Consider the following 21018-nt stretch of genomic DNA (forward strand, 5'->3'; position numbering starts at 1 on the left):
GCGATCGTGGCAGCGCAGAGAGCGCCCAACTCCCGCCTGCGCGAGTCCATCGACGCGATCGGCTGCACGTACGAGGCCCTGGCCAAGGACGTGCGGCGCATCGCCGCGGAGAACGGCGAGATCGTTCAGACCAACAAGTCGGCCGTCTCCCACTGGGTGAACGGCACCCGCCAGCCCACCGGTCACACTGGCCAGTACCTCGCCGAGGCCCTGTCCCGCCGAGCAGGCCGCACGATCACCCAAACCGAGATCGGCCTGCGCCCAGCCGACGCCGAAGTGCCAACGGAATCGGATCCGGTCCTCGCTGCCACCGACCTCGGCCGCGCCGACGTCGAACGCCGCCGCTTCCTCGCCGTAGCCGCCTTCACCACCGCCGGCGTCGCCATGCCCCTCGCCTACGACCACGAGGCCACCGCCCGCATGCTCCGCGTACGCACTGCCACGGCCCTGGTCGGCGCGGAGGACGTGGACGTCGTACGCCAGATCACCACCGCCTTCAGCGCCGCCGACGAACGCCTCGGCGGCGGCCACGGCCTGACCACCGTCACCGCTTATCTTGCCGACACCGCAGCCCCCATGCTCCACGGACGCTTCCCCAACGAAGCCTTACGCCGAGCCGCCTTCAGCGCGGTCGCCGAACTCGCCTATCTGGCCGGCTGGAAGCACCACGACCTCGGCCAGGAAGGCGCCGCCCAGCGCTACTACCAGGTTGGCTACCAACTCGCCTGCGAAGCCGACCCCCACGGCCACGCCGCCTGGATGATGCGCGCCCTCGCCCACCAGGCCCTCAGCCTCAAACAGCCCCACCACTGCGTCGACCTCGCCGCCGCTGCGCTCACCCGCGGCCTCGGCCGCATCGACGGCCAGACCGAAGCCCTCCTCCACATCACCCACGCCCGCGCCTACGCCGCGATTGGCGAGAAACCCGCCGCAGCTCGCGCCCTCCTCGCAGCCGAAGACGCCCTCCTACGCGACGACGGGCCTCAGCCCAGCTACTCCCGCGTCAGCGGCCCGGCCGCCGGCACCGTCGCCAGCCACACCGCACGCACCTTGACCGACCTCGCCGACCACATCGGCACCGAGCAACAGCACCGTGACGCCCTCATTCGCTGGGACCCTCAGAAGTACAAGCGCGTCCACGCCCTCACCTACGCCGACCTCGGCGACAGCCTCGCCGCCCAGGCCCGCGCCGACGAGGCAGTCGCCACCTGGGCCCAGGCCCTGACCCTCATGGAAGGCATGACCTCCGACCGCACCCGCAAGGCGATCACCTCACTCCGCTCCACCCTCGCCATCTACCAGCGACGCAAAGTACCGGGCGCCGCCGAACTCGCCCGCCGCGCACGCGAGGCACTCGCCTAACATGCCCACCAACCCGGCCGATGAAGGGACCACCGTGGCTCAGTCGACAACCGACGACCAGCCCAAAGCCCTCAAGCCCGCCCTCGACTCCATGACCCTGCTGGTCGCCGCCGTCATCGTTCACGACAAAGCCACCAACCGCGTCGTCCTCCTCCAGCGCAGCGAGAACGCCAAGTTCGCCCAGGGCATGTGGGACCTCCCCGTCGGCAAAAGCGAACCCGGCGAACCGATCACCGAGACCGCCGTCCGCGAGCTCTACGAGGAGACGGGGCTAACGGTTAAGCCGGAGTCCCTGAAGGTCGCCCACATCATCCACGGCGCCTGGGGCGTCGAAGCCCCCAACGGCTTCCTCACCGTCGTCTTCGCCGCCCACGATTGGACCGGCGAACCCGAAAACCGCGAACCGCGCAAGCACGCACAGGTTCGCTGGGTCGACGTCGACGCCATCCCCGAGAACTTTGTCGAAACCACCTCAAGCGCTCTCCAGCGGCATCTCGCGGGAGGCCCGGAGGTCTCCCTTGACGGCTGGCGATAGAGCCCACTGCCCCGGAAACGACGACGGCGGCCCATGGCAATCCACATGGTTCACGACCATGCCCGCCCTGCGCGCTCGGTACCGTCGGGAGCGCGGTTCCGGGCGCGGAACGAATACGCCACGGATCAACTGGAACTCAGACCAGTTAGTTCTCCCCTGCCCCTAATTCAGCGCCGCGCCAGGCGTCCCCCCTTCGCGCGAATCCGCCAATAGCGGGTCCGATGAAGGGTGCTGCGGCGTCACAATCTCATCTCTCAGGGCTCGCAGGCTCTGAGCACGTTCGGGCTGGCCGTAGCGGTCAAATATATGGGCCAGGCTGGTGACCAGGTGCTGGTGAGCGTCTCCCGTTAGGTCCCGCACGAAGTCCTGTAACAGCGCGGCCACTTGTACCCATGCGTTGTGTGGAGCATAAGAAGCCGCAGAGGCAACAAGCCTTTCAACCCGTGTCACAGTCTCCGCGTCGATGGCCTCAGGGTGGTCGAGGAACCAGTAGGCGAAAGCCAGAGATGGGTCGCTGAGTAGGGCATCACGCAGATCTCGAGCTCGTTGCAGGCGATGTTGGTCGTCGAGGGCACGTCGTTCGGCCTGGTGCTGGTCGCGTAGGAGACGGTTGATGTCGGCAGCTTGGTGAGGGTCGACAGTCAGATGGACGCGGGCCCACAGCAGTCGGACGGGCGCCCCCGGCACGTCGACAGCCTGGCCGAGGCGGCTATTGATGGTTGCTTGGGCAGCTGCCTCCATACTGAGCTGCCGTTTTCCAGCGATTCCCTGGGCCACGTTCAGCGCATGGGTGGCGGCCGCGTCATGCGGATTCTGGTGCCGATGACGTCCAGGCAGGTCCTGCCAGGCACCGGTGAAGTGCGCCTCGAAGTGATATCCGGGGGTTCGGCTGGGCAGGGTGCAGCTCAAATCCAGTCTGCCGTGACGCCGCCGACGCCACGGCTTGCTAGCCCACTGGGGCATGCGGCTCGGACATGGGGGCAGCTGGGTCAGCGCGGTTCAGGACAACGACCAACTGGTCCCGCAGGCGCTCCTGCACGGTAGACGAATGCGAAGATTGTACGGGCGCCCAGGCGTAGAGCAGGCGGTGGAGAGCGAGAAAGCGGTCGGCCACATAGATGGGATCGGTCTGCGGTTGATAGACGGCGTACTGGAGGATGGCCAGGATCGGCTCACGCAAATCAGAGTGCGCGGCTGCCGCGTCCATCCAAACGTTGAGAGCCTTCCCAAGGGGCTTTTGGAGAGGCACGCTGTTGTCCAGCAAGCCTCGCCAGCGGGCAGCATGCCAGCCCCAGTGGGCGTCCTCGCGTGCTGCGGTCAGCAGGACGGGGCGGCCATCTTCAGTTGTGCGTGCGGCCAGGTGAACGAAGGCGTGGTGGGCGGCGGTACGGCGGCCTTCCTGCGTGCTGGCAGCCCACTCCTTGAGCCTTTCCTGGATGGCTTGCCGCTGTTTGGGCTGGTCCCACAGCACAGTCAGCGCTTGTCCGACCGCGCCGAGAACCTCCTCCTTCTCGGTGTGGGCTGCCAGTTCGGTCAACCTCAAAAGCATCATGGTCGGGTAGGCAGCGGCGAGACGCTCGCACGCCTTGGCCAGCGCCACCTTGAGGCGAGGCGGGACTTCCTCGTCGCCGCGGCGGGCCCAGGTCAGGTAGGCCGTGCACGCACGGCGACTGGTCTCGGGGTCCAGGGCTGCTGCGGTGAGGAGGTCACAAGCTTGCTCAGGAAGGGACTCAGCCCACTGCTCGGCGATCTCACGCAGTAGCTTTGTGGTGCGCTTGCGATGCATGTAGTCCAGCGCCCAGCCAATCACCCGGTCAGCTAGCTGGTCAGTGATCTTATTTGGCAGATCCTTGTCGTTGGTCTGCGCCGCGGTCCAGCGAGTGAAGTTCTTGATGAGATGGGGACGGTCAGCCCAGAAGTAGTCGACGATGGCCTCGGCGAAGCGGGGCCGGCGGAAGGCGATGGTGTCCTCTTCCGTCAGGTCGGCTTCGATGGCATCGGTCAGGGCGATGACGCCTAGGCCCTGCTGGCCGGTGTGAGGTGCAGGAGTCTCGCCCAGAGCGCGGGCGAGGGCGTCGGCAGCTTCGTACACGATCTCCGTCGGGGCACCCTCCAAGACAGATGCAGCGAGGAGGTAGTTGCGGTGGGCGCTATCGTCGTGTTCGTTGTGCCACTCCAGCAGCCGGGTGCGCCAGTCTTCCGCTGCCTCGACCACATGGTCGACCAACTCCTCGAAGGACTGTTCCGTTTCCTCTTCAAGGCGTTCGGCCTCCCGGATGATGTGGGCCCACTCGACCGCTGCAGCCGGGACTAGGTCCTTGATGCCCTCGGTGATCTTTTCGGTGTTGAGCCAACGATCCGCTACCACCGGCGGCGCGACCTTCTCCAGGTGGGCTCGCAGGACCTGCTCAGAGTCGGGATACGCGAGTTCATGGTCGAGGCCGGTGGTTCCCTTGGCGGCTCGTTCCCAGGCTTCGGTGCTGATGAGGACGGCCAGGTAGGAGTCGGAGTCCTGCAGATGTGGGGCATCCTCAGCCAGGGCGGGGCCGATCCCCGAGTGGCGTTTGTCCCCCTCGTCACGCAAGTCCAGGATCCAGCCGGTGTTCTTACCCTGCAGACCCTCGGCACCGTTGAAGGGTTCCCCGGGTTCGCGTCGCACCTGCCGAATACATGTACCCACCATCTGATGAAGGGCGTCCAGGGCAGCGGTGTAGCGGCCAGCACCCTCCGGGCCATGCAGCACGAGCACATTCCCCCTGGAGAGAATGTTGGTCAGCGCAGCCCGCTCCTCAGGGGACCGTTCGTAGGTTGCCAGACGCTGGGCGACCCAGTCCGGGTTCAGCAGGTCACCGCGCAGCCGGTGGATCTCCTGAGCGATCTGGACGCCGATAGCAACGCCGTAGTTACGTCCGAATCGCTGCTCGACCGAGATTTGAGGGTCGTAGTCATCAGCCGAGCCACCCTCCGGGTCCTGGGTTGCCCTTTCCTGCTCATCCCGCGACGGCCCGTGCGGCCCTTCTGAAGGTGCCTGGCTGTCGGGAGAGGGGGCATCCTGGGTAGACGCCGGCGGCTCGGAGCGGTCCGCGAAAGGCTGCCCGCCCATTGCGGAGGGCCTTGGAGTGTTCTCCGGAGAAGGGCCTTCGAAGGCAGGAGGTGGAGTGTCACTCAAGTCGTCGCGGGTGTTGGGCGGAATAGAAGGGCTCGGCGGCGTGTCAAGCTGAGGCGGGGGTGGGGTGTCGCTCTCGGTGGTCATTCCTACATCTCGCAGACGGCTAACGGGCACTGACATTCCGACGTGCGGGGCACTTATGACGGCCGAGGACCGCCGATCCGGCGCGCGCGCATGCCGATGCTGACGCCGCCCTGCTCCACGGTGCCGATTTCCTGAAGCACGCTGGCCGCTCCGGTGATCTCATCGGCGTCCATGCCAGTCTGCTGGCCCGCGACGTGTTCGGCGCGCTGGTGCACGAAGGGTCCTGATTCCTGGCGTTCTTCGCCAACGAATGTCAGGCGCTGGCCGTAGATTTCCTCCAAGATGCAGCGCAGTCGTCCCAACGCCTGCATTAGCGGGGCATCAGTCAGATCGATGGGAGCACTCCCACGGTGGTACACGCTCAACTCGCCTCGCAGCCGCTCCAACTCCTGTCGGCGTGCGGCGAGTTGGTCGGAATTGACCTGTAGGGGGAAGCTGAGGGTTCCCGTCAGCTCAGCGGGAATCTCCGGATCGGACTCGGGGGCGTCACCGCGGTCCAAGAGCCGTTCGAGACGCTGGTAGAGGAACGTCATGGTGGGGGTCAGTCCGGCGCCGATCACAGCAGACAAGGCGGAAAAATCCGTCACGGTACTCCCAGGATGCCGATGCGGCCAGGTTCAAAGGGATTCTCGCCGCAGTCCCGCGCCGCCCTCTACTCACTTGCTGGAACTGACTTAAAATCACACCTCGCCAGCTATTGGGTCGAAACCTGAAATGCCCCTATTCAAGGATGCAGTAGACATATGGGCCTCTGGATCAGCTGCGGACGATGTGGCCTGAGCTCGGGGTCGCCGGTGATCTTGCGGTGGGCCTAGATGTGCTGCTGTCCGCGCATGGTGCCTGCGGCGAAGGTGGCCGAGGCGACGTTCAACCAGCCTCGACCGGGTCCGGGGCGTAATCCAGAATCTCAACGCCGACGGCTTCGAGGCGCTCTATCTGGCACCTGAGGGCTGGCTCTGACAGGTCCGCCCCCCTACCCGTGTGGCGACTACACTGCATTTCATCGCACAAGTGAGGGCCGCCACCTCCTCCCCGGAGATGGCGGCCCTCACTCGCGTATCTGATTGTGGGTCAGGCGCCGAGGCGGCCGGTGCACACCCGGTGCACAAGACCCTGGAAACCAGCTGGGAACAGCGAGCACTGTCGAGCAGTGTTTTCCCAGGTCACAGCAGGTTTCCGAGCCTCAGGCTCAGGTCACCCGACCCCGCCCTTTAGATGTCGAAGTACAGCTCGAACTCGTGCGGGTGGGGGCGGAGTTGGATCGGGGCGATTTCGTTGGTGCGCTTGTAGTCGATCCAGGTCTCGATCAGGTCGGAGGTGAAGACGCCGCCCTGCTGGAGGTACTCGTTGTCCTCTTCGAGGGCGTTGAGGACGGCCGGGAGGGAGGTCGGGACCTGGGGGACGCCGGCGTGCTCCTCCGGGGCGAGCTCGTAGAGGTCCTTGTCGATCGGCTCGGCGGGCTCGATCTTGTTCTTGACGCCGTCGAGGCCGGCGAGGAGGAGGGCCGAGAAGGCGAGGTAGGGGTTGGACGACGGGTCCGGGGCGCGGAACTCGACGCGCTTGGCCTTCGGGTTGGAGCCGGTGATCGGGATGCGCATGGCGGCGGAGCGGTTGCGCTGCGAGTAGACGAGGTTGACCGGGGCCTCGAAGCCGGGGACCAGGCGGTGGTAGGAGTTCACCGTCGGGTTGGTGAAGGCGAGGAGCGAGGGGGCGTGCTTGAGGATGCCGCCGATGTAGTAGCGGGCGGTGTCCGAGAGGCCCGCGTAGCCCTGCTCGTCGTAGAAGAGCGGCTGGCCGCCCTGCCACAGGGACTGGTGGACGTGCATGCCGGAACCGTTGTCACCGAAGATCGGCTTGGGCATGAAGGTCGCGGTCTTGCCGTTGCGCCAGGCGACGTTCTTGACGATGTACTTGAACAGCATCAGGTCGTCGGCGGCGGCGAGGAGGGTGTTGAACTTGTAGTTGATCTCCGCCTGGCCGGCGGTGCCGACCTCGTGGTGCTGGCGCTCGACCTGCAGGCCGGACTTCTCCAGCTCCAGGGAGATCTCGGCGCGCAGGTCGGCGAAGTGGTCGACCGGCGGGGCCGGGAAGTAGCCGCCCTTGTAACGGACCTTGTAGCCGCGGTTGTCCTCCAGGGCACCGGTGTTCCAGGCGCCGGCCTCGGAGTCGATGTGGTAGAAGCCCTGGTTCGCGGAGGTCTCGAAGCGGACCGAGTCGAAGACGTAGAACTCCGCCTCGGGACCGAAGTACGCGGTGTCCGCGACACCGGTGGAGGCGAGGTACGCCTCGGCCTTCTTGGCGATGTTGCGCGGGTCGCGGCTGTACTGCTCGCCCGTGATCGGGTCGTGGATGAAGAAGTTGATGTTGAGGTGCTTCTCCTGGCGGAACGGGTCCAGGCGGGCCGTCGACAGGTCGGGGCGCAGGGCCATGTCCGACTCGTGGATGGCCTGGAAGCCGCGGATCGACGATCCGTCGAAGGCCAGGTCCTCGTCCGGGTCGAACGCCGCGGCGGGGATCGTGAAGTGCTGCATCACGCCCGGCAGGTCGCAGAAACGGACGTCGACGAACTTCACGTCCTCATCCGCGATGAACTTCTTCGCGTCGTCGGCGTTCTGGAACATCCAACTCCTCCTAGCCCGGTCACCGCTCGGCGGACGCGGGGTTGCGACTCGGAGCGCGACCTCGTGCGGTGGCGCGCTCGCCCGACCATAGGCAGGCGGGATTTCCCAAGCATGACCCATTTGTTTCGCCGAGGTTAACCGGCGCGCTGTCGCTCTCACCCCCAGTGTGCGCCCGCGGGAGCGGACGCGGAGCCGGGTGCGGCACGGCTGCGGTACGGCTGCCGGGGCACGGTGGCCGCGGTGCGGTCACGGCCGTCCGGGAACCCGGCGCCCGGGGAACGTATGCGGTCGCAGTACCGTGGACGGGTGGACAACAGGCAAGCAATCGGATCGTGGATCTCCGGGCCCCGGGCGGCAGCCGAGGACATGGGTGTCGACTTCGGCTACCGCGGGCAGCAGCTCGGGCTGCCCGCGGAGGGCCCGGGCTCGATCGCACGGGTCGGCCGCCGCTTCGGCGCGCTCTTCATCGACTGGGCGCTGTGCCTGCTCATCGCGCACGGGCTGCTCAGCGACGGCAAGCCGCAGTCGACGAGCAACTGGGCGCTGCTGGTGTTCGCGGTGCTGAGCGTGCTGACCGTCGGCACCGTCGGCTGCACCCCCGGCAAGCGGCTGCTGGGTCTGCGGGTGGTCGCCGAGGGCGGCGGCCGGATCACCCTGCCGCGGGTGGTGCTGCGGACGCTGCTGCTGGTGCTGGTCATCCCGGCGGCGATCTGGGACCGGGACGGCCGGGGGCTGCACGACCGGCTCAGCCGCGCGGTGCAGGTGCGGATCTAGACACTGCCTGGGCCCTCACCCATCGATCCAGGCCCTGACTCATCGGGGACCCATCGGGACAGACCCCAGCCCCGAGGAGGCCCCGGCCCTCAGGCTCCCCGCCAACACCGGACGGCCCCCACCGACACCGAACGCCCCGAGGCCAAGCCTCGGGGCGTCGCACGTGGTTGGGGGAGAACCGGCGGAGCCGGTCAGCGGGTCTTGCCGCCGCCCTTGGGCATCCGCATGCCCTTGGGCATCGGGCCCTTCGGGACCGGCATGTTGCTCATCAGGTCGCCGAGGGCGCGCAGGCGGTCGTTGACGGCCGTCACCTGGGGGCCGGGGAGGACCCGCGGGAGCTTCAGCAGGTGCGTCCGCAGCTTCTTGAGCGGGACCTCGCCCTCGCCGTCGCCGACGATGACGTCGTGCACCGGGGCGTCCGCGACGGTGCGCGCCATGCGCTTCTTCTCGGCGCCCAGCAGGCCGCGCAGCCGGTTCGGGTTGCCCTCGCCGACCAGCACGATGCCGGCCTTGCCGACGGCGCGGTGCACCACGTCCTGGTTGCGGTTCATCGCGACGGCGGGGGTCACCGTCCAGCCGCGGCCGACGTTCTCCAGGACGGCGGCCGCCGCACCGGGCTGGCCCTCCATCTGCCCGAAGGCCGCCCGCTCGGCGCGCCGGCCGAAGACGATCGCCATCGCGAGGAACGCCAGGACGAAGCCCAGGACGCCCGCGTAGACGGGGTGGCCGATCGCGAAGCCGATGGCGAGGAGGACGCCGAAGACGACGATTCCTGTGCCAGCGACGACAAGACCGACCTTGGAATCGACCCGACGGGTCATCTTGTAGGTCAGGGCGATCTGCTTCAGCCGCCCGGAGTTCTCAGCGCCGCCAGCGCCGGTTGCGTTTGCCTTCCTCGCCATACTCCGAAGTTTACGTGGCGTGCGGACGCCGGGTGGCCGCGGCCTCCAGGACGTATCCGGCGTCGTACCGGTCCTTGGCGCGGCGGCGGTCCTCCAGGACCGACGTCCAGGCGTTGCGGCGGGCGGTGCGCTGGCCGCCGCGCAGCAGGACGGCCTCGATGGCACGCAGGGCACCGGTGACGGAGGGGATGGGGCGAGCGGTGGCGCGGAGCGGCGCGACCTCCATGGTGATGGTCTCCCTCGGACGGAACGGAACGAACAGGGGGCGGGGGGAGGTGTCTTGCGGTGCGTACATCCATCGTTACCGAACGGTGTTACCAACGGATGACCTGCCGGTCAAACACCTATGAAACGTTGACGCGGCCCCCACGCCCCCCTGCCTGGGGGAGTGCGGGGCCGCGTCTTCCAAGCATGTGCCACGTTTCACAAGTTGGCGCGCCGGGGGCGTCAAACCGCCTGACTGGACGCCTCGACCTCGCGCCGCTCGACCGCCTGCTGGTAGAGGCGGCCGGCGCGGTAGGAGGAGCGGACCAGCGGGCCGGACATGACGCCGGCGTAGCCGATCTCCTCGGCCTCCTCCTTGAGCTCCACGAACTCGGCCGGCTTCACCCAGCGCTCGATGGGGTGGTGGCGGACCGAGGGGCGCAGGTACTGGGTGATCGTGATCAGCTCGCAGCCCGCGTCGTGCAGGTCCTGGAGCGCCTGGCTGATCTCCTCGCGGGTCTCGCCCATGCCCAGGATGAGGTTGGACTTGGTGACCAGGCCGGCCTCGCGGGACTTGGTGATCACCTCCAGCGACCGCTCGTAGCGGAAGCCGGGGCGGATCCGCTTGAAGATCCGCGGGACCGTCTCGACGTTGTGGGCCAGCACCTCCGGGCGGGAGGAGAAGACCTCGGCGAGCTGCTCGGGGACGGCGTTGAAGTCCGGGATCAGCAGTTCCACGCCGGTGTCGGGCATCGCGGCGTGGATCTGGCGGACGGTCTCGGCGTAGAGCCAGGCGCCGCCGTCCTCCAGGTCGTCGCGGGCGACGCCGGTGATCGTGGCGTACTTCAGGCCCATGGTCTGCACGGACTCGGCGACCCGGCGCGGCTCGTCGCGGTCCAGCGCCTGCGGCTTGCCGGTGTCGATCTGGCAGAAGTCGCAGCGGCGGGTGCACTGGTCACCGCCGATGAGGAAGGTCGCCTCGCGGTCCTCCCAGCACTCGAAGATGTTGGGACAGCCCGCCTCCTGGCAGACCGTGTGCAGACCCTCGCTCTTGACCAGGCCCTGGAGGTGGTTGTACTCGGGACCCATTTTCGCCCGGGTCTTGATCCACTCGGGCTTGCGCTCGATGGGGGTCTGGCTGTTGCGGACCTCCAGGCGCAGCATCTTGCGTCCGTCGGGTGCGACTGCGGACACGTCGGCTCCCTAACCACTTCGATTCTTCGGCGTACACCAGGGTACGCCCGTCAATTCGCACGCATTTCCACGTGCGGGTCGTGCTTGGCCGAACCCCGGACGGGAGGGCGGCATTCCCGCGGTCGGGCCGCGGGTGCGGCGCTCAGACCGCGCGGGGGAGCAGGACGGCGTTCTCCAGGACGTCCCCCAGGTGCTTCTCGACGACCGGCAGGACTTCGGCGATGGTGACCTCGCGGCCCAGCTCGCCGGAGAGCGAGGCGACGCCGGCGTCCCGGATGCCGCACGGCACGATCTTGTCGAACGAGGTGGTGTCCGGATTCACATTGAGGGCGAAGCCGTGCATGGTGACGCCCTTGGCGACGCGGATGCCGATCGCGGCGAGCTTGCGGTCCTCGCCGCGCTGGCCGGCGTTGGACGGGGCGTACTCCGGGCCGTTCAGCCGCGGGTCGAACAGCTCGTCCGCGGTCCGCGGGTCGAAGTCGAGCTGCAGGCCGCCGAGAGCCGGCCGCTGCTCTACCGGGTCACCGAGCACCCAGACACCGCTGCGCCCCTCGACCCGGGTGCCCTCGACGCCGAACTCGGCGCAGACCCGGATGAGGGCCTCCTCCAGCCGCCGGACGTGCGCGACCACGTCGACCGGGCGCGGCAGCTTCTGGATCGGGTAGCCCACCAGCTGGCCCGGGCCGTGCCAGGTGATCTTCCCGCCGCGGTCCACGTCGACGACCGGGGTGCCGTCCAGCGGGCGCTCGTCCTCGGAGGTGCGGCGGCCCGCGGTGTAGACGGCCTGGTGCTCCAGGAGCAGGCAGGTGTCGGGGATCTCGTCGGCGAACCGGGCCGCGTGGACACGCCGCTGCTCCTGCCACGCCGACTCGTACTCGACGGCGTCCGTCCCGAAGCCCAGATGCACAAAGCGCAGCCCCTCGGGTACGGGGGTCTCCCCCCGAGAGATCGCAGTCACGGCAGCTCCTCTTCGAACCCTTGTCGCAGATCCCTGCGACGTGCGATGCCTCTTGCGAGGCACTTCCGATGCCACGTCGCGCCCATGCCACTGTACGGCCGCCCTCCGCGCCCCCATCACCGGGCCAGTGCGCCGCACGGCCCTCGAAGCGCCCGTGACGTGCTCACACGATCGGATGAACGCGGGGCGCAAGCCGCGAGAAAGGCGCTGAAGGCCGTTACATTCACGCCGTTCCACAAGGGCGAAGAGCATGCCGGACGGGATCAGTCGAACCCGGCGGCCCGGCCCGGAAGGCAGGAGACCGGTAAAGCTGATGACGGAACGACCCCCGCACCACACGCCCAACCGCCAACTGGCCGCGCTCATCGCCGAGGCGGGCTTCTCCAACGCAGGGCTGGCCAGACGGGTTGATCAACTGGGCATCGAGCACGGCCTCGATCTGCGCTACGACAAGACGTCGGTGACGCGCTGGCTGCGCGGGCAGCAGCCCAGAGGCACCACCCCCGCACTGATCGCGGAGGTCTTCACCCGCCGGCTGGGGCGCCGACTCTCCGCGCAGGACCTCGGTCTGGATGCCTGCGCGCCGGTGTACGCCGGGCTCGAATTCGCCTCCACGCCGACCGAGGCGGTGGACATCGTCAGCGGACTGTGGCGCAAGGACTCCGGCAGCCACGCCGAACTCCGCAAGATCGCCTTCACCCCGGCCGGCCTGGTGGTGCCCAGCCGGGACTGGCTCATCGGCCGCCCCGACGAACGCGTCGCGCACGGTGAGCCGACGGGCGAGGCCGGCCAGGCCGGCGAGCGGGTCCCGCCGCAGGGCGGCCGGTCGGCCGTGCCCCGGCAGCGGCAGACCGAGCGGGTCGACCGTACCCAGGGCGGCCGGGTCACCTCCGGCGACATCGCGGCGCTGCGCTCGGTCGGCGAGCTGTTCCGCGCCCTGGACCACGCCTACGGCGGCGGCCACGCCCGCCAGGCCCTGGTGCGCTATCTGGAGCACGAGGCCGAGCCGATGCTGCGCGGCACCTACGGGGAGACCGTCGGCCGTCGGCTGTTCTCGGCCGCCGCCGATCTGACCCGGCTGGCCGGCTGGACCTCGTACGACATCGCCGCGCACGGGCTGGCGCAGCGGTACTTCGTCCAGGCGCTGCGGCTGTCCCAGGCCGCCGGCGACCGGGCGTACGGCGCCTATGTCCTGGTGACGATGAGCCGGCAGGCGGTCTATCTGGGGCACGGCCGGGAGGCCGTCCAGCTGGCCCGGGTCGCCCAGCAGGGCGTCGGCAGCGGTGTGCCGCCCACCGTGCAGGCGCTGCTGCACGCCGCCGAGGCGCGCGGCCACGGCGTCCTCGGCGAGGTCCGGGCCTGCACGGCCGCGCTGGCCCGCGCCGAACGGGCCCTGGAGAGCGCCCGCCCCGGGGACGACACCCCCTACTGGGCGCGCTTCTTCGACGAGGCGCAGCTCGCCGACGAACTCGCGCACTGCCATCGCGATCTCCAGCAGTACCGTGCCGCCTCCCAGCACGCCGAGCGCTCGCTGCAGCTGCGCGCCGCCGGGTTCGCCCGCAGCCGGCTGTTCTGCCGGGTGGTGCTGGCCACCGCGCGGCTGGGCCTCGGCGAACTGGAGCAGGCGTGCACGCTCGGCGCCGAGGCGGCCCTGCAGGCGTCCGAGATGCGCTCCGTCCGGGCCCACGAGTACGTCCGGGACTTCGAGCGCAGGCTGGAGCCGTACCGGGACGCGCCGGCGGTGCGCGGCTACCGGGAGCGGGTGGCCGCGCTGGGCTGACGGGCTGTGCGGCCCCGGCCCGTCGGTCCCTTTGCGGACGCGCGCTAGGCGGCCGCCGGTACGGTGTCCGGTTCCGGGCGGGCCGGGAGGCCGAAGTCCTGGAGGAGGGCGCGGGCGGCGCGGTGGCCGGAGCGCAGGGCGCCCTGGAGGGTGCTGGTGTCGCGGTGGTCGCCGCACACATACAGCCCGGCCAGCACCCGTACGGTGCGCTGCGGGTCGTGCGGGGTGGCCATCGCCGGTACGGCGTACGGGTCGTGATGGCCCGTCAGGAGCTGCCAGTCGTCCGTCCGCACGCCGTAGATCCGGTCCAGCCGGGGCCGGACGGTCTTGTCGAGGACGTCCAGCGGCAGTGCCGCGGCGGGGCCGAGGACGACGGTGGTGACCAGCGGCCGGCCGGGCGGGGTGCGGGACGGGTCGATCGCGCCGGCGAGGTAGCTGAAGCCGATGGGGCCCTCGCTCGGCAGGATCAGGGCGGTGTCCCGGGCGGGGCCGCCGCGGGTGCCGGCCGGGGCGTCCGCGGTGTGGTGCAGCACCGTCAGCGGGTGGAATGCGGGCATCCGCAGCCCCGGCAGCAGGGCGGCGGCGTCCCGCGCGCCGGTCGCCACCAGCACCGCCCGGCACGGTATCCGGCCGTGCTCGCGGGTGTGGACGCCGTTGGTGTCCACGGCCGTGACCGCCACGGAGGTCCGTACGGTGCCCGGTGGCAGGCCGGCCGCCAGCAGCTCCGGCACGGCCGAGGCGCCGCCCGTCGGCAGCGCCAGCCGGCCCTCCGCGAAGGCCCGCAGCACCTGTGCCGCGCCCCGGCTGGAGCCGCCCAGCCGGGGATCGCAGAGCAGCGCGCCCAGCAGCGGCCGCAGGAAGGTGTCGTGGGTGCGCGGCGGGAACGCCGGGCGGCCGGCCAGGGCGTCGCTGACCGGCCGGTCGGCGGTCCGCTCCGTGCGCCGGTCGGCGCGTGTGAGGGCGCGTGCCGCGGAGAGTGCGCCCCTTGTGCACCGCAGCGGACTGATGCGCTGGACCCGCTGCCCGTTGTGGAGGCCAAGACCGGCCGCGAACGGACGCAGCGTCAGCTCGGCCAGGCCGGGTGTCCGGCGCAGCACGACCGGGGAGACCGCCAGCGGGCGGCCGCAGCGGTCCAGACGGAAGCCGTCCACCTCGTCGGTGGCGGAGCGGCCGCCGACCCGCTCGGCGGCCTCCAGGACGGTGACCGAGAGCCCGGCCCCGGTCAGATGGCGGGCGGCGGCGAGGCCGGCCGGCCCGGCCCCCACGATGACGACGTCGACGGCCGATGCGGAGCGCAGCACATTCCCCTCCCGATGTCGGTCCCAGCGGCAGCGCACGGTTCTGATGCCCGGTGCGGCCGCCCGGGATGCCCAGTGGTGTGTCAGAGGACCGTAGGGACCACCGCGCCCCGGCCGACAGGGGCGCCCTGGGGGCGCGTCGGAGCGGCCCCCGCGCCACGTCCCGGCTCGGGTGCCCGCGGGCCGTCCTACGACGCCAGGGCGGCGCGCACCGCGTCGCCGATCCGCGGGTCAGCGAAGGCGAAACCGGACTCCAGCAGCCGCCGCGGCACGATCCGTTGACTGCCCAGCACGTCCTGTGCGAACTCCCCGAGGACGAGCCGCAGCACCGGCGCCGGCACCGTGCACAGCGTGGGGCGGCGCAGCACCCGGCCCATCACCGCCGTCGCCTCGCGGTTGGTGACCGGTTCCGGCGCGGTGAGGTTGACCGGCCCGGACAGCCCCTCGGTGGCCAGCAGATGACGGAGCGCCGCGAGGTGGTCCCGCAGCGAGATGAAGCTCCAGTACTGGCCGCCGTCCCCGAGCCGGCCGCCCAACCCCAGCCGGAACAGCGGGAAGAGCCGCCCCCAGGCACCGCCGGAGCGCGCCACGACCAGGCCGGTCCGGGCGAAGACGGTCCGGATGCCGGCCTCCTGGGCGGGCGCCGCCGCCTCCTCCCACGCCACGCACAGCTCCGGCAGGAAGCCCGTACCGGCCGGCGCGCTCTCGTCCGTGCGCCGGTCGCCGGTGTCGCCGTAGAAGCCGATGGCGCTGCCGCTGACGAGGACCCGCGGCGGCTCGTCCATCGCGGCCAGCGCGGTGGCCAGCGTCCGGGTGCCCAGCACCCGGCTGTCACGGAGCTCCTGTTTGTACGCGGCCGTCCAGCGGTGGTCGGCGACGCCCGCCCCGGCGAGGTGCACCACCGCCGCGCAGCCGGCCAGCGCGGCCGGGTCCAGCCGCCGCCCCGTGGGGTCCCAGGCCACCTCGTCGGCCGCCGCCGGCCGTCGGCGGACGAGCCGGACGACGTCGTGGCCGTCCGCGCGCAGGTTCCGGACGAGGGCCGTGCCGATGAGTCCGGACGAGCCGGTGATCGCGATCCGCATGGGGCCATCCTGCCCGCAATCCGGGGCGATGCGGGGGACCGGGCGGGCTCAGCGGCGGAAGCGGGCCCACAGGCGTGGGAAGCGCTCGGCCAGGGCCGCGTCGTCGTCGAAGTCGAGGTAGCCGCCGAGCGGTTCCGGCGGGGCCGGCGGCAGCCGCAGGTCGGGCATGACGGCGCCGGTCAGCTGCTCGTACGCCTCGTCGGCGGCGTAGCCCAGCTCCTCGGCGTCGCCGTCGGTGTCCTCGTCGAAGTCGCCGACGAGACGGGCGAGCTGGTCCGGGTCGTCCAGCGCGCCCTCGAAGACGTGCCGGCCCTGGCCGATCAGCCAGCAGCGGAAGTAGTCGAAGGCGTCGTCGCTCGCGCCGTCCAGCATCAGGGCCGCGGCGGCCCACAGGTCCCAGGTGTAGGCGCGGTTGTAGCGTTCCTCGAAGTGGCGGGCGAAGTCGATGACGCGGTCCGGGTCGAGTCCGAGCAGCCGCTCGACCAGTGCGTCGGCCTGCTCCTCGGGGTCGCCCCCGGCGGCCGCGCGGGAGCTGTCGATCAGCTCCCAGAAGTCCGTCTCGTCCATCACCGCTCCAGCATCCGCCCTGCCGCCGCGCCCCGCACGCGGAGTGCCCCGGACGCGCCGGGGCGCCATCCGGGCCGGCGGTCCGGGGCGCCGGGAGGGGTGACCCGGCGGTGACCGCGCCGGGACTCCGTCGTTGTGCGGCATGCACGACGGCAGCACAAACCTGCCGCAATCCCCCACCGGTCCCCTGCAGCATCCCCCACCCCTCACCCCCACCCCCGCACTCCCACTTCGTGAAGGGCGCATACCGCCATGCCCATGGACGAACGAACCCGGGCCGAGGTCGAACGCGCCGAGGCGGCCCTCGTCGAGCACTATCCGCGGCTGGTCCGCCTCGCCTATCTCGTCCTGCCCCCGTCGATGGGCCGCCACCGCAAGGTCCTCACCGCGCACGGCCTGGTGCAGCGGGCACTGCCCTGGCGGCTGCCGCGCCGGCCGGCCGGCGCGCTGCCCGCCCAGCGCGGCTCGGACGCCGGCGCCGGCTACGACCTGGTCCGCCAGCGCACCGTGGAGCTGGCGCTGGCCTACGAGGACCGGCAGCGGCCCGCGGTGCTGCTGCCGACGGTGCCGTTCGTCTGGGGGCTGCGGCTCTTCCCGCGGGCCGGCGGTGCCGACGAACTCGCCCTGGACCAGGCCCTGTCGGCGGTCCCGGCCGCGGTCCGGGCCGCGCTGGGGCTGTGGCACCTGGAGGGGCTGGACGCGGACGCGGCCCGCACCGTGCTGGCGCGGGCCGGCGTCCCGGACCCCGACGTGGCGCAGCGGGCGGCGGCGCAGCTGGACCGGCGGACCGGCGCCGGGGCCGGGGCGCTGCTCAACTCCGGGGAGTTCGACCCCTGCACGGTCCAGGCCCGGCCGACCGACCTGCTCCGCCGCCGGCAGCGCGTCCGGGCGACGGCCGCGCTGGCGGCGGTGGTGGTCGCCGGCGTGGTCGCCCTGGCGCTGCCCGCCGGCCGGCCCGCGGACGGCGGCGTGCCCACCGCCGCCGCGCAGGCCCTCGACCCCGGCCGGCTGCTGCGCGCCCCCAACGAGCAGTGGGCCCGGACCGCCCGGGTGGACTTCACCGCCTGGCCGCCGCGCGGCCGCCAGGCCGGTGACCGGGAGCTGCTGGCGCGGGCACTGCGGGTGTGGGCCGCGCCGCCTCCCGGCACCCGGATCGTCACGGCGGCGGACACCTCCACCCGTCCGCCGGCCGCCCCGCCCCGGCTGCTGTACGCCGGCCTGATCGACAACGTCATGGTGGTGGTCTTCCACGACGGCGAGCGGCTGGTGCGGTACGCCGAACCGGAAGGCGCCACCCCCACCCTGCACTTCGCCCGGGTCGACAACGCCGACCTGACCTCCGCCGGCGGGCTGGTGATCGGCCGCGGCAACGGCTGGATGCGCTATCTGATCGCGCCCTGGGTCTCCGGCGTCGCGGTCCGGGACCTGCTCGCCCCGGGCGCCCCGCCGCGCGGGCTGCACCTGGCCCCGGACGGTGTCACCGACCGCATCCCCCTCCCGCCCGCGGACGGCGCGCCCTGCGGGCACTGGCCGGCGGCCGAGTTCCGCTCCTCGCCGCGGATCGACGACCGCCGCTCCTTCCTGATGACCGACCTCGGCGACCTGGCGCCGGTGCATCTGACGTATCTGCCGCCGCCCGCGGCCGGCGGCGGCCCTGGCGAGGCCACCGGCGCCCCGGCGCTGCGCAGCTGGGCCCGTACCGCGTGCACCCTGCGAGCGCTGCGCGGCACCGGCGTACGGTCCGTCAACAACTGGGTCTACGCCCAGCAGGTCCTCCCGGAGGGCGGCGGCACCGCGACCTGGGTGTGCAACCGCGCCGACACCTGGCGCGGCCCCGGCCGGGCCATGGTGCAGTTCCAGACGTCGGCGGCCGGGCCGAACGATCCGGGGCGGGTCGCCGGCCGGGCCGTCGGCACGGCGGTGTGCAGCCGCTTCGGCCGGCATGTGCTCGGCGACATCCACTGGCAGGCCAAGTCCGGGAAGTGGTACCTGCTCGCGGCGGGCAGTGGCGAGGTGTCCGCGATCAATGTGACCGGCGGGGTGCGGGCCGGCGCGGCGGCGCCGACGCTGGCGGTCCCGGCCACCCGGGACACCCCGGTGCAGGTCGCCGGGCGGCTGCGGGACGGCGGGAGCCTGCGGGCACTGCGGCCGTAGGCGGCGGGGCGTGGCGTGGGCGGGGCGGTTCGGCGTCGGCGGCGTCCGGGGAAACGTCCGTGGAAATCCCGACAGGAGGTGTCGGGATTCGCTGTCAGGGTCGCCCTGCAACGGCCGCAACGACGGCACAGCAGAGGCAGCAGCGAGGAGTGACACGTGACGGCGCGGGAGAACACGGCGCAGCGGGTGGCGGCGGTGGACGGGCGGAGGGCCGCCGCGGCGCCCGGCGGGCGGGCGCCCGAGGGCGATCTGACCGGGCGGGTGGCGCTGGTCGCCGGAGCCACCCGGGGCGCGGGCCGGGCGATGGCGGTGGAACTGGGCCGGGCCGGTGCGGTGGTCTACGTCACCGGCCGCACGACCCGGGACAGCGTCAGCGAGGTAGGCCGGCCCACGGAGACCATCGAGCAGACGGCGGAGCTGGTCGATGAGGCCGGCGGCACCGGGATCGCGGTGCCCACCGACCACCTGGAGCCGGCGCAGGTCAGGGCGCTCGTCGAACGCGTCGACCGGGAACAGGGGCGGCTGGACGTCCTGGTGAACAGCGTCTGGGGCGGCGACCGGCTGATCCAGTTCGACACCAAGGTGTGGGACCTGGACCTGGCCGGCGGACTGCGGATGTTCCGGCTCGGCATCGACACCCACGTCATCACCAGCCACTTCGCGCTGCCGCTGCTGATCCGGCGGCCCGGCGGACTCGTCGTCGAGGTCACCGACGGCACCGCCGACTTCAACCGCGCCTACCGCGACAGCCTCTGCTTCGACGTCACCAAGAACGTCCCGCACCGGATCGCCTTCGGACTCGCCAGTGAACTGCGCGAGTACGGCGGCACCGCGGTCTCGCTCACCCCGGGCTTCCTGCGCTCCGAGGAGATGCTGGACCACTTCGGCGTCACCGAGGAGACCTGGCGCGACGCGATCGCCCGGGAACCGCACTTCGCCATCGCCGAATCCCCGGTCCTGATCGGCCGCGCGGTACGGGCCCTGGCCGCCGATCCGGACAAGGCGCGCTTCAGCGGCCGGTCGCTCTCCAGCGGCCGGCTGGCGAAGGAGTACGACTTCACCGACGCGGACGGCACCCGGCCGGACTGCTTCGGCTACTTCGCGGACGTGGTGCTGGGCGGCAAGGACGCGCGCCCGGAGGACTATCGCGAGGGCGCGTCCGGGCAGTCGACGGCCTCCTCCGCAGGGGCGTAGAGCGCGGCGGCGCGGCGGGCGGCCGCCGCGAACCGCTCCCGCAGCCCGGCGGGCGCCAGCACCTCGGCCTCCGGGCCGAGCCCCAGCAGCTGGGCGTAGGCGACCTCCTCGGACTCCACGGCGAGGGTGATGCTCAGCCGGCCCTGGGCATCGGGCCCGCCCGCGGCCGCCGCCCGCTCCACCGCCTCGCGGGCGGCGGCCGGCTCGGTGACGTAGGGCAGTTGCAGGACGCCTCGCGGGGAGAGCCGGACCCGCACCTGCTCGCGCAGCAGCGACCGCCGGAACTGCTCGGCCCGCTCGGCCCAGAACGCGGGCAGGTCGAACTCCGGATCACGGACGAAGCGCCCGCCGTCCGCCGCGTCCCCGCCGGATCGGCCGCTTCGAGGGTCGGCCGCAGGACCTGCGGGCTCGGCGGCGGTGAACCGGTCGACGCGATAGACCCGGAAGCCGGCCCCCGCGGGCCCCTCGGGCGGCTCGGCCACCCGCGCCGCCAGATACCAGACGCCCGCCTTCAACACGAGGCCGTACGGCTCCAGTTCCCGGACCACCTCGCGGCCGTCCCGGAGGTAACGGGACGTCAGCCGGCGGTCGTCCCACACCGCGTCGGCGATCACCGGCAGCAGCGCGGGCGTCTCCGGATCGTGGTACCAGCGCGGCGCGTCGAGATGGAACCGCCGGGCGGCGCCCGACGGGGCGTCCCGCAGCTCCGGCAGCAGCGCGGCGGAGACCTTCAGCCGGGCCGCGGACGCGACGTCGGCCAGGCCCATCTCGCGCAGCGCGGAGGGCACTCCGGACAGGAAGAGCGCCTCCGCCTCGCTCCGGCCCATGCCCGTCAGACGGGTGCGGTAGCCGCCTATCAGGCGGTAGCCCCCGGACCGGCCGCGGTCGGCGTAGACCGGCACACCGGCCTCCGAGAGCGACAGCACGTCCCGGGCGACGGTGCGCTCCGAGACCTCCAGCTCCCGCGCCAGCTCGCCGGCCGTCATCGACGGCCGCGACTGGAGCAGCAGCACCATTCTGATCAGCCGTGCGGCACGCATGGATCCATCATGCGCGGCACCACTGACAACGCCCCGCGGACGCCGAACGAAGAGCGAAGCGGAGCGAAGAGGGTCCCGTGCGAAGACCCCGGGCGCGGTG

18 protein-coding genes are annotated in these 21018 nt (G+C 71.6%); 6 read left to right on the plus strand and 12 right to left on the minus strand.

Annotated elements, in window-relative coordinates; all coding sequences use genetic code 11:
• Positions 1-6: 6 nt before the first annotated feature.
• The gene (locus ACRAS8_RS25725; RefSeq protein WP_438488368.1) at positions 7-1362 is read left to right on the plus strand and encodes a tetratricopeptide repeat protein; all 1356 of its coding nucleotides are present in this window, start codon (positions 7-9) and stop codon (positions 1360-1362) included.
• Between the two features lies 1 nt (position 1363).
• The gene (locus ACRAS8_RS25730) at positions 1364-1897 is read left to right on the plus strand and encodes an NUDIX domain-containing protein (RefSeq protein WP_438488369.1); all 534 of its coding nucleotides are present in this window, start codon (positions 1364-1366) and stop codon (positions 1895-1897) included.
• Positions 1898-2059: 162 nt separating this feature from the next.
• On the opposite strand, the gene ACRAS8_RS25735 is transcribed toward ACRAS8_RS25730, so the two are convergent.
• From ACRAS8_RS25735 to glnA, 4 genes are all read right to left on the minus strand, one after another.
• Complete coding sequence (locus tag ACRAS8_RS25735; RefSeq protein ID WP_438488370.1) at positions 2060-2806, minus strand: hypothetical protein; 747 nt, start codon at positions 2804-2806, stop codon at positions 2060-2062.
• A 37-nt stretch (positions 2807-2843) separates the two neighbouring features.
• Positions 2844-5000 (minus strand): hypothetical protein, encoded by a 2157-nt coding sequence (locus tag ACRAS8_RS25740; RefSeq protein WP_438488371.1) that lies wholly within the window; start codon positions 4998-5000, stop codon positions 2844-2846.
• 203 nt (positions 5001-5203) lie between these two features.
• Entirely contained in the window at positions 5204-5737 is a 534-nt protein-coding gene (locus tag ACRAS8_RS25745) for a hypothetical protein (protein WP_438488372.1), read from the minus strand.
• 624 nt (positions 5738-6361) lie between these two features.
• On the minus strand, positions 6362-7771 hold the full coding sequence (gene glnA, locus ACRAS8_RS25750) for a type I glutamate--ammonia ligase (protein WP_438488373.1): 1410 nt from the start codon (positions 7769-7771) through the stop codon (positions 6362-6364).
• A 306-nt stretch (positions 7772-8077) separates the two neighbouring features.
• On the opposite strand from glnA, the gene ACRAS8_RS25755 reads away from it, so the two are divergent.
• Complete coding sequence (locus ACRAS8_RS25755; protein ID WP_438488374.1) at positions 8078-8545, plus strand: RDD family protein; 468 nt, start codon at positions 8078-8080, stop codon at positions 8543-8545.
• Between the two features lie 191 nt (positions 8546-8736).
• Here ACRAS8_RS25755 and ACRAS8_RS25760 read toward each other — a convergent pair whose 3' ends face one another.
• The 4 genes from ACRAS8_RS25760 to lipB all read right to left on the minus strand — a co-directional run bounded on the left by ACRAS8_RS25760 (position 8737) and on the right by lipB (position 11803).
• Complete coding sequence (locus ACRAS8_RS25760; RefSeq protein ID WP_438488375.1) at positions 8737-9447, minus strand: DUF4191 domain-containing protein; 711 nt, start codon at positions 9445-9447, stop codon at positions 8737-8739.
• Between the two features lie 10 nt (positions 9448-9457).
• The gene (locus ACRAS8_RS25765; protein WP_018539603.1) at positions 9458-9673 is read right to left on the minus strand and encodes an SCO2195 family GlnR-regulated protein; all 216 of its coding nucleotides are present in this window, start codon (positions 9671-9673) and stop codon (positions 9458-9460) included.
• A gap of 221 nt (positions 9674-9894) precedes the next feature.
• A complete protein-coding gene (gene lipA, locus ACRAS8_RS25770) occupies positions 9895-10845 on the minus strand; it encodes a lipoyl synthase (RefSeq protein WP_438488376.1) in 951 nt (316 codons plus the stop codon).
• A 142-nt stretch (positions 10846-10987) separates the two neighbouring features.
• Positions 10988-11803, minus strand: coding sequence for a lipoyl(octanoyl) transferase LipB (gene lipB / locus ACRAS8_RS25775; protein WP_438488377.1), 816 nt, complete (start codon positions 11801-11803; stop codon positions 10988-10990).
• A gap of 313 nt (positions 11804-12116) precedes the next feature.
• On the opposite strand from lipB, the gene ACRAS8_RS25780 reads away from it, so the two are divergent.
• The gene (locus ACRAS8_RS25780; protein WP_438488378.1) at positions 12117-13583 is read left to right on the plus strand and encodes a regulator; all 1467 of its coding nucleotides are present in this window, start codon (positions 12117-12119) and stop codon (positions 13581-13583) included.
• Between the two features lie 44 nt (positions 13584-13627).
• Here ACRAS8_RS25780 and ACRAS8_RS25785 read toward each other — a convergent pair whose 3' ends face one another.
• From ACRAS8_RS25785 to ACRAS8_RS25795, 3 genes are all read right to left on the minus strand, one after another.
• On the minus strand, positions 13628-14884 hold the full coding sequence (locus tag ACRAS8_RS25785) for an FAD-dependent oxidoreductase (protein WP_438488379.1): 1257 nt from the start codon (positions 14882-14884) through the stop codon (positions 13628-13630).
• Between the two features lie 185 nt (positions 14885-15069).
• The gene (locus ACRAS8_RS25790) at positions 15070-15963 is read right to left on the minus strand and encodes a TIGR01777 family oxidoreductase (RefSeq protein ID WP_438488380.1); all 894 of its coding nucleotides are present in this window, start codon (positions 15961-15963) and stop codon (positions 15070-15072) included.
• Between the two features lie 48 nt (positions 15964-16011).
• Positions 16012-16530 (minus strand): DUF4240 domain-containing protein, encoded by a 519-nt coding sequence (locus ACRAS8_RS25795; protein WP_438488381.1) that lies wholly within the window; start codon positions 16528-16530, stop codon positions 16012-16014.
• 258 nt (positions 16531-16788) lie between these two features.
• Here ACRAS8_RS25795 and ACRAS8_RS25800 point away from each other — a divergent pair, with 258 nt between their 5' ends.
• On the plus strand, positions 16789-18684 hold the full coding sequence (locus tag ACRAS8_RS25800; protein ID WP_438488382.1) for a hypothetical protein: 1896 nt from the start codon (positions 16789-16791) through the stop codon (positions 18682-18684).
• A 195-nt stretch (positions 18685-18879) separates the two neighbouring features.
• A complete protein-coding gene (locus ACRAS8_RS25805; RefSeq protein ID WP_438490593.1) occupies positions 18880-19878 on the plus strand; it encodes an SDR family oxidoreductase in 999 nt (332 codons plus the stop codon).
• Here ACRAS8_RS25805 and ACRAS8_RS25810 read toward each other — a convergent pair.
• Positions 19827-20918: a helix-turn-helix transcriptional regulator gene (locus ACRAS8_RS25810; RefSeq protein WP_438488383.1), complete on the minus strand. Its 1092-nt coding sequence runs from the start codon at positions 20916-20918 to the stop codon at positions 19827-19829. The two genes, ACRAS8_RS25805 and ACRAS8_RS25810, sit on opposite strands and share 52 nt — an antisense overlap.
• Positions 20919-21018: the final 100 nt, after the last annotated feature.

The organism is Streptomyces sp. S186 (genome assembly GCF_051603415.1).
In the GTDB taxonomy this organism is placed as follows: Bacteria; Actinomycetota; Actinomycetes; order Streptomycetales; family Streptomycetaceae; genus Streptomyces.

Coding starts and splice junctions, on each gene's coding strand:
- ACRAS8_RS25730 (WP_438488369.1), top strand. CDS start 1,364: ATGCCCACCAACCCGGCCGATGAAGGGACCACCGTGGCTCAGTCGACA.
- ACRAS8_RS25740 (WP_438488371.1), bottom strand. CDS start 5,000: ATGGGCGGGCAGCCTTTCGCGGACCGCTCCGAGCCGCCGGCGTCTACC.
- glnA (WP_438488373.1), bottom strand. CDS start 7,771: ATGTTCCAGAACGCCGACGACGCGAAGAAGTTCATCGCGGATGAGGAC.
- ACRAS8_RS25760 (WP_438488375.1), bottom strand. CDS start 9,447: ATGGCGAGGAAGGCAAACGCAACCGGCGCTGGCGGCGCTGAGAACTCC.
- ACRAS8_RS25765 (WP_018539603.1), bottom strand. CDS start 9,673: ATGGAGGTCGCGCCGCTCCGCGCCACCGCTCGCCCCATCCCCTCCGTC.
- ACRAS8_RS25780 (WP_438488378.1), top strand. CDS start 12,117: ATGACGGAACGACCCCCGCACCACACGCCCAACCGCCAACTGGCCGCG.
- ACRAS8_RS25790 (WP_438488380.1), bottom strand. CDS start 15,963: ATGCGGATCGCGATCACCGGCTCGTCCGGACTCATCGGCACGGCCCTC.
- ACRAS8_RS25795 (WP_438488381.1), bottom strand. CDS start 16,530: ATGGACGAGACGGACTTCTGGGAGCTGATCGACAGCTCCCGCGCGGCC.
- ACRAS8_RS25800 (WP_438488382.1), top strand. CDS start 16,789: ATGGACGAACGAACCCGGGCCGAGGTCGAACGCGCCGAGGCGGCCCTC.
- ACRAS8_RS25810 (WP_438488383.1), bottom strand. CDS start 20,918: ATGCGTGCCGCACGGCTGATCAGAATGGTGCTGCTGCTCCAGTCGCGG.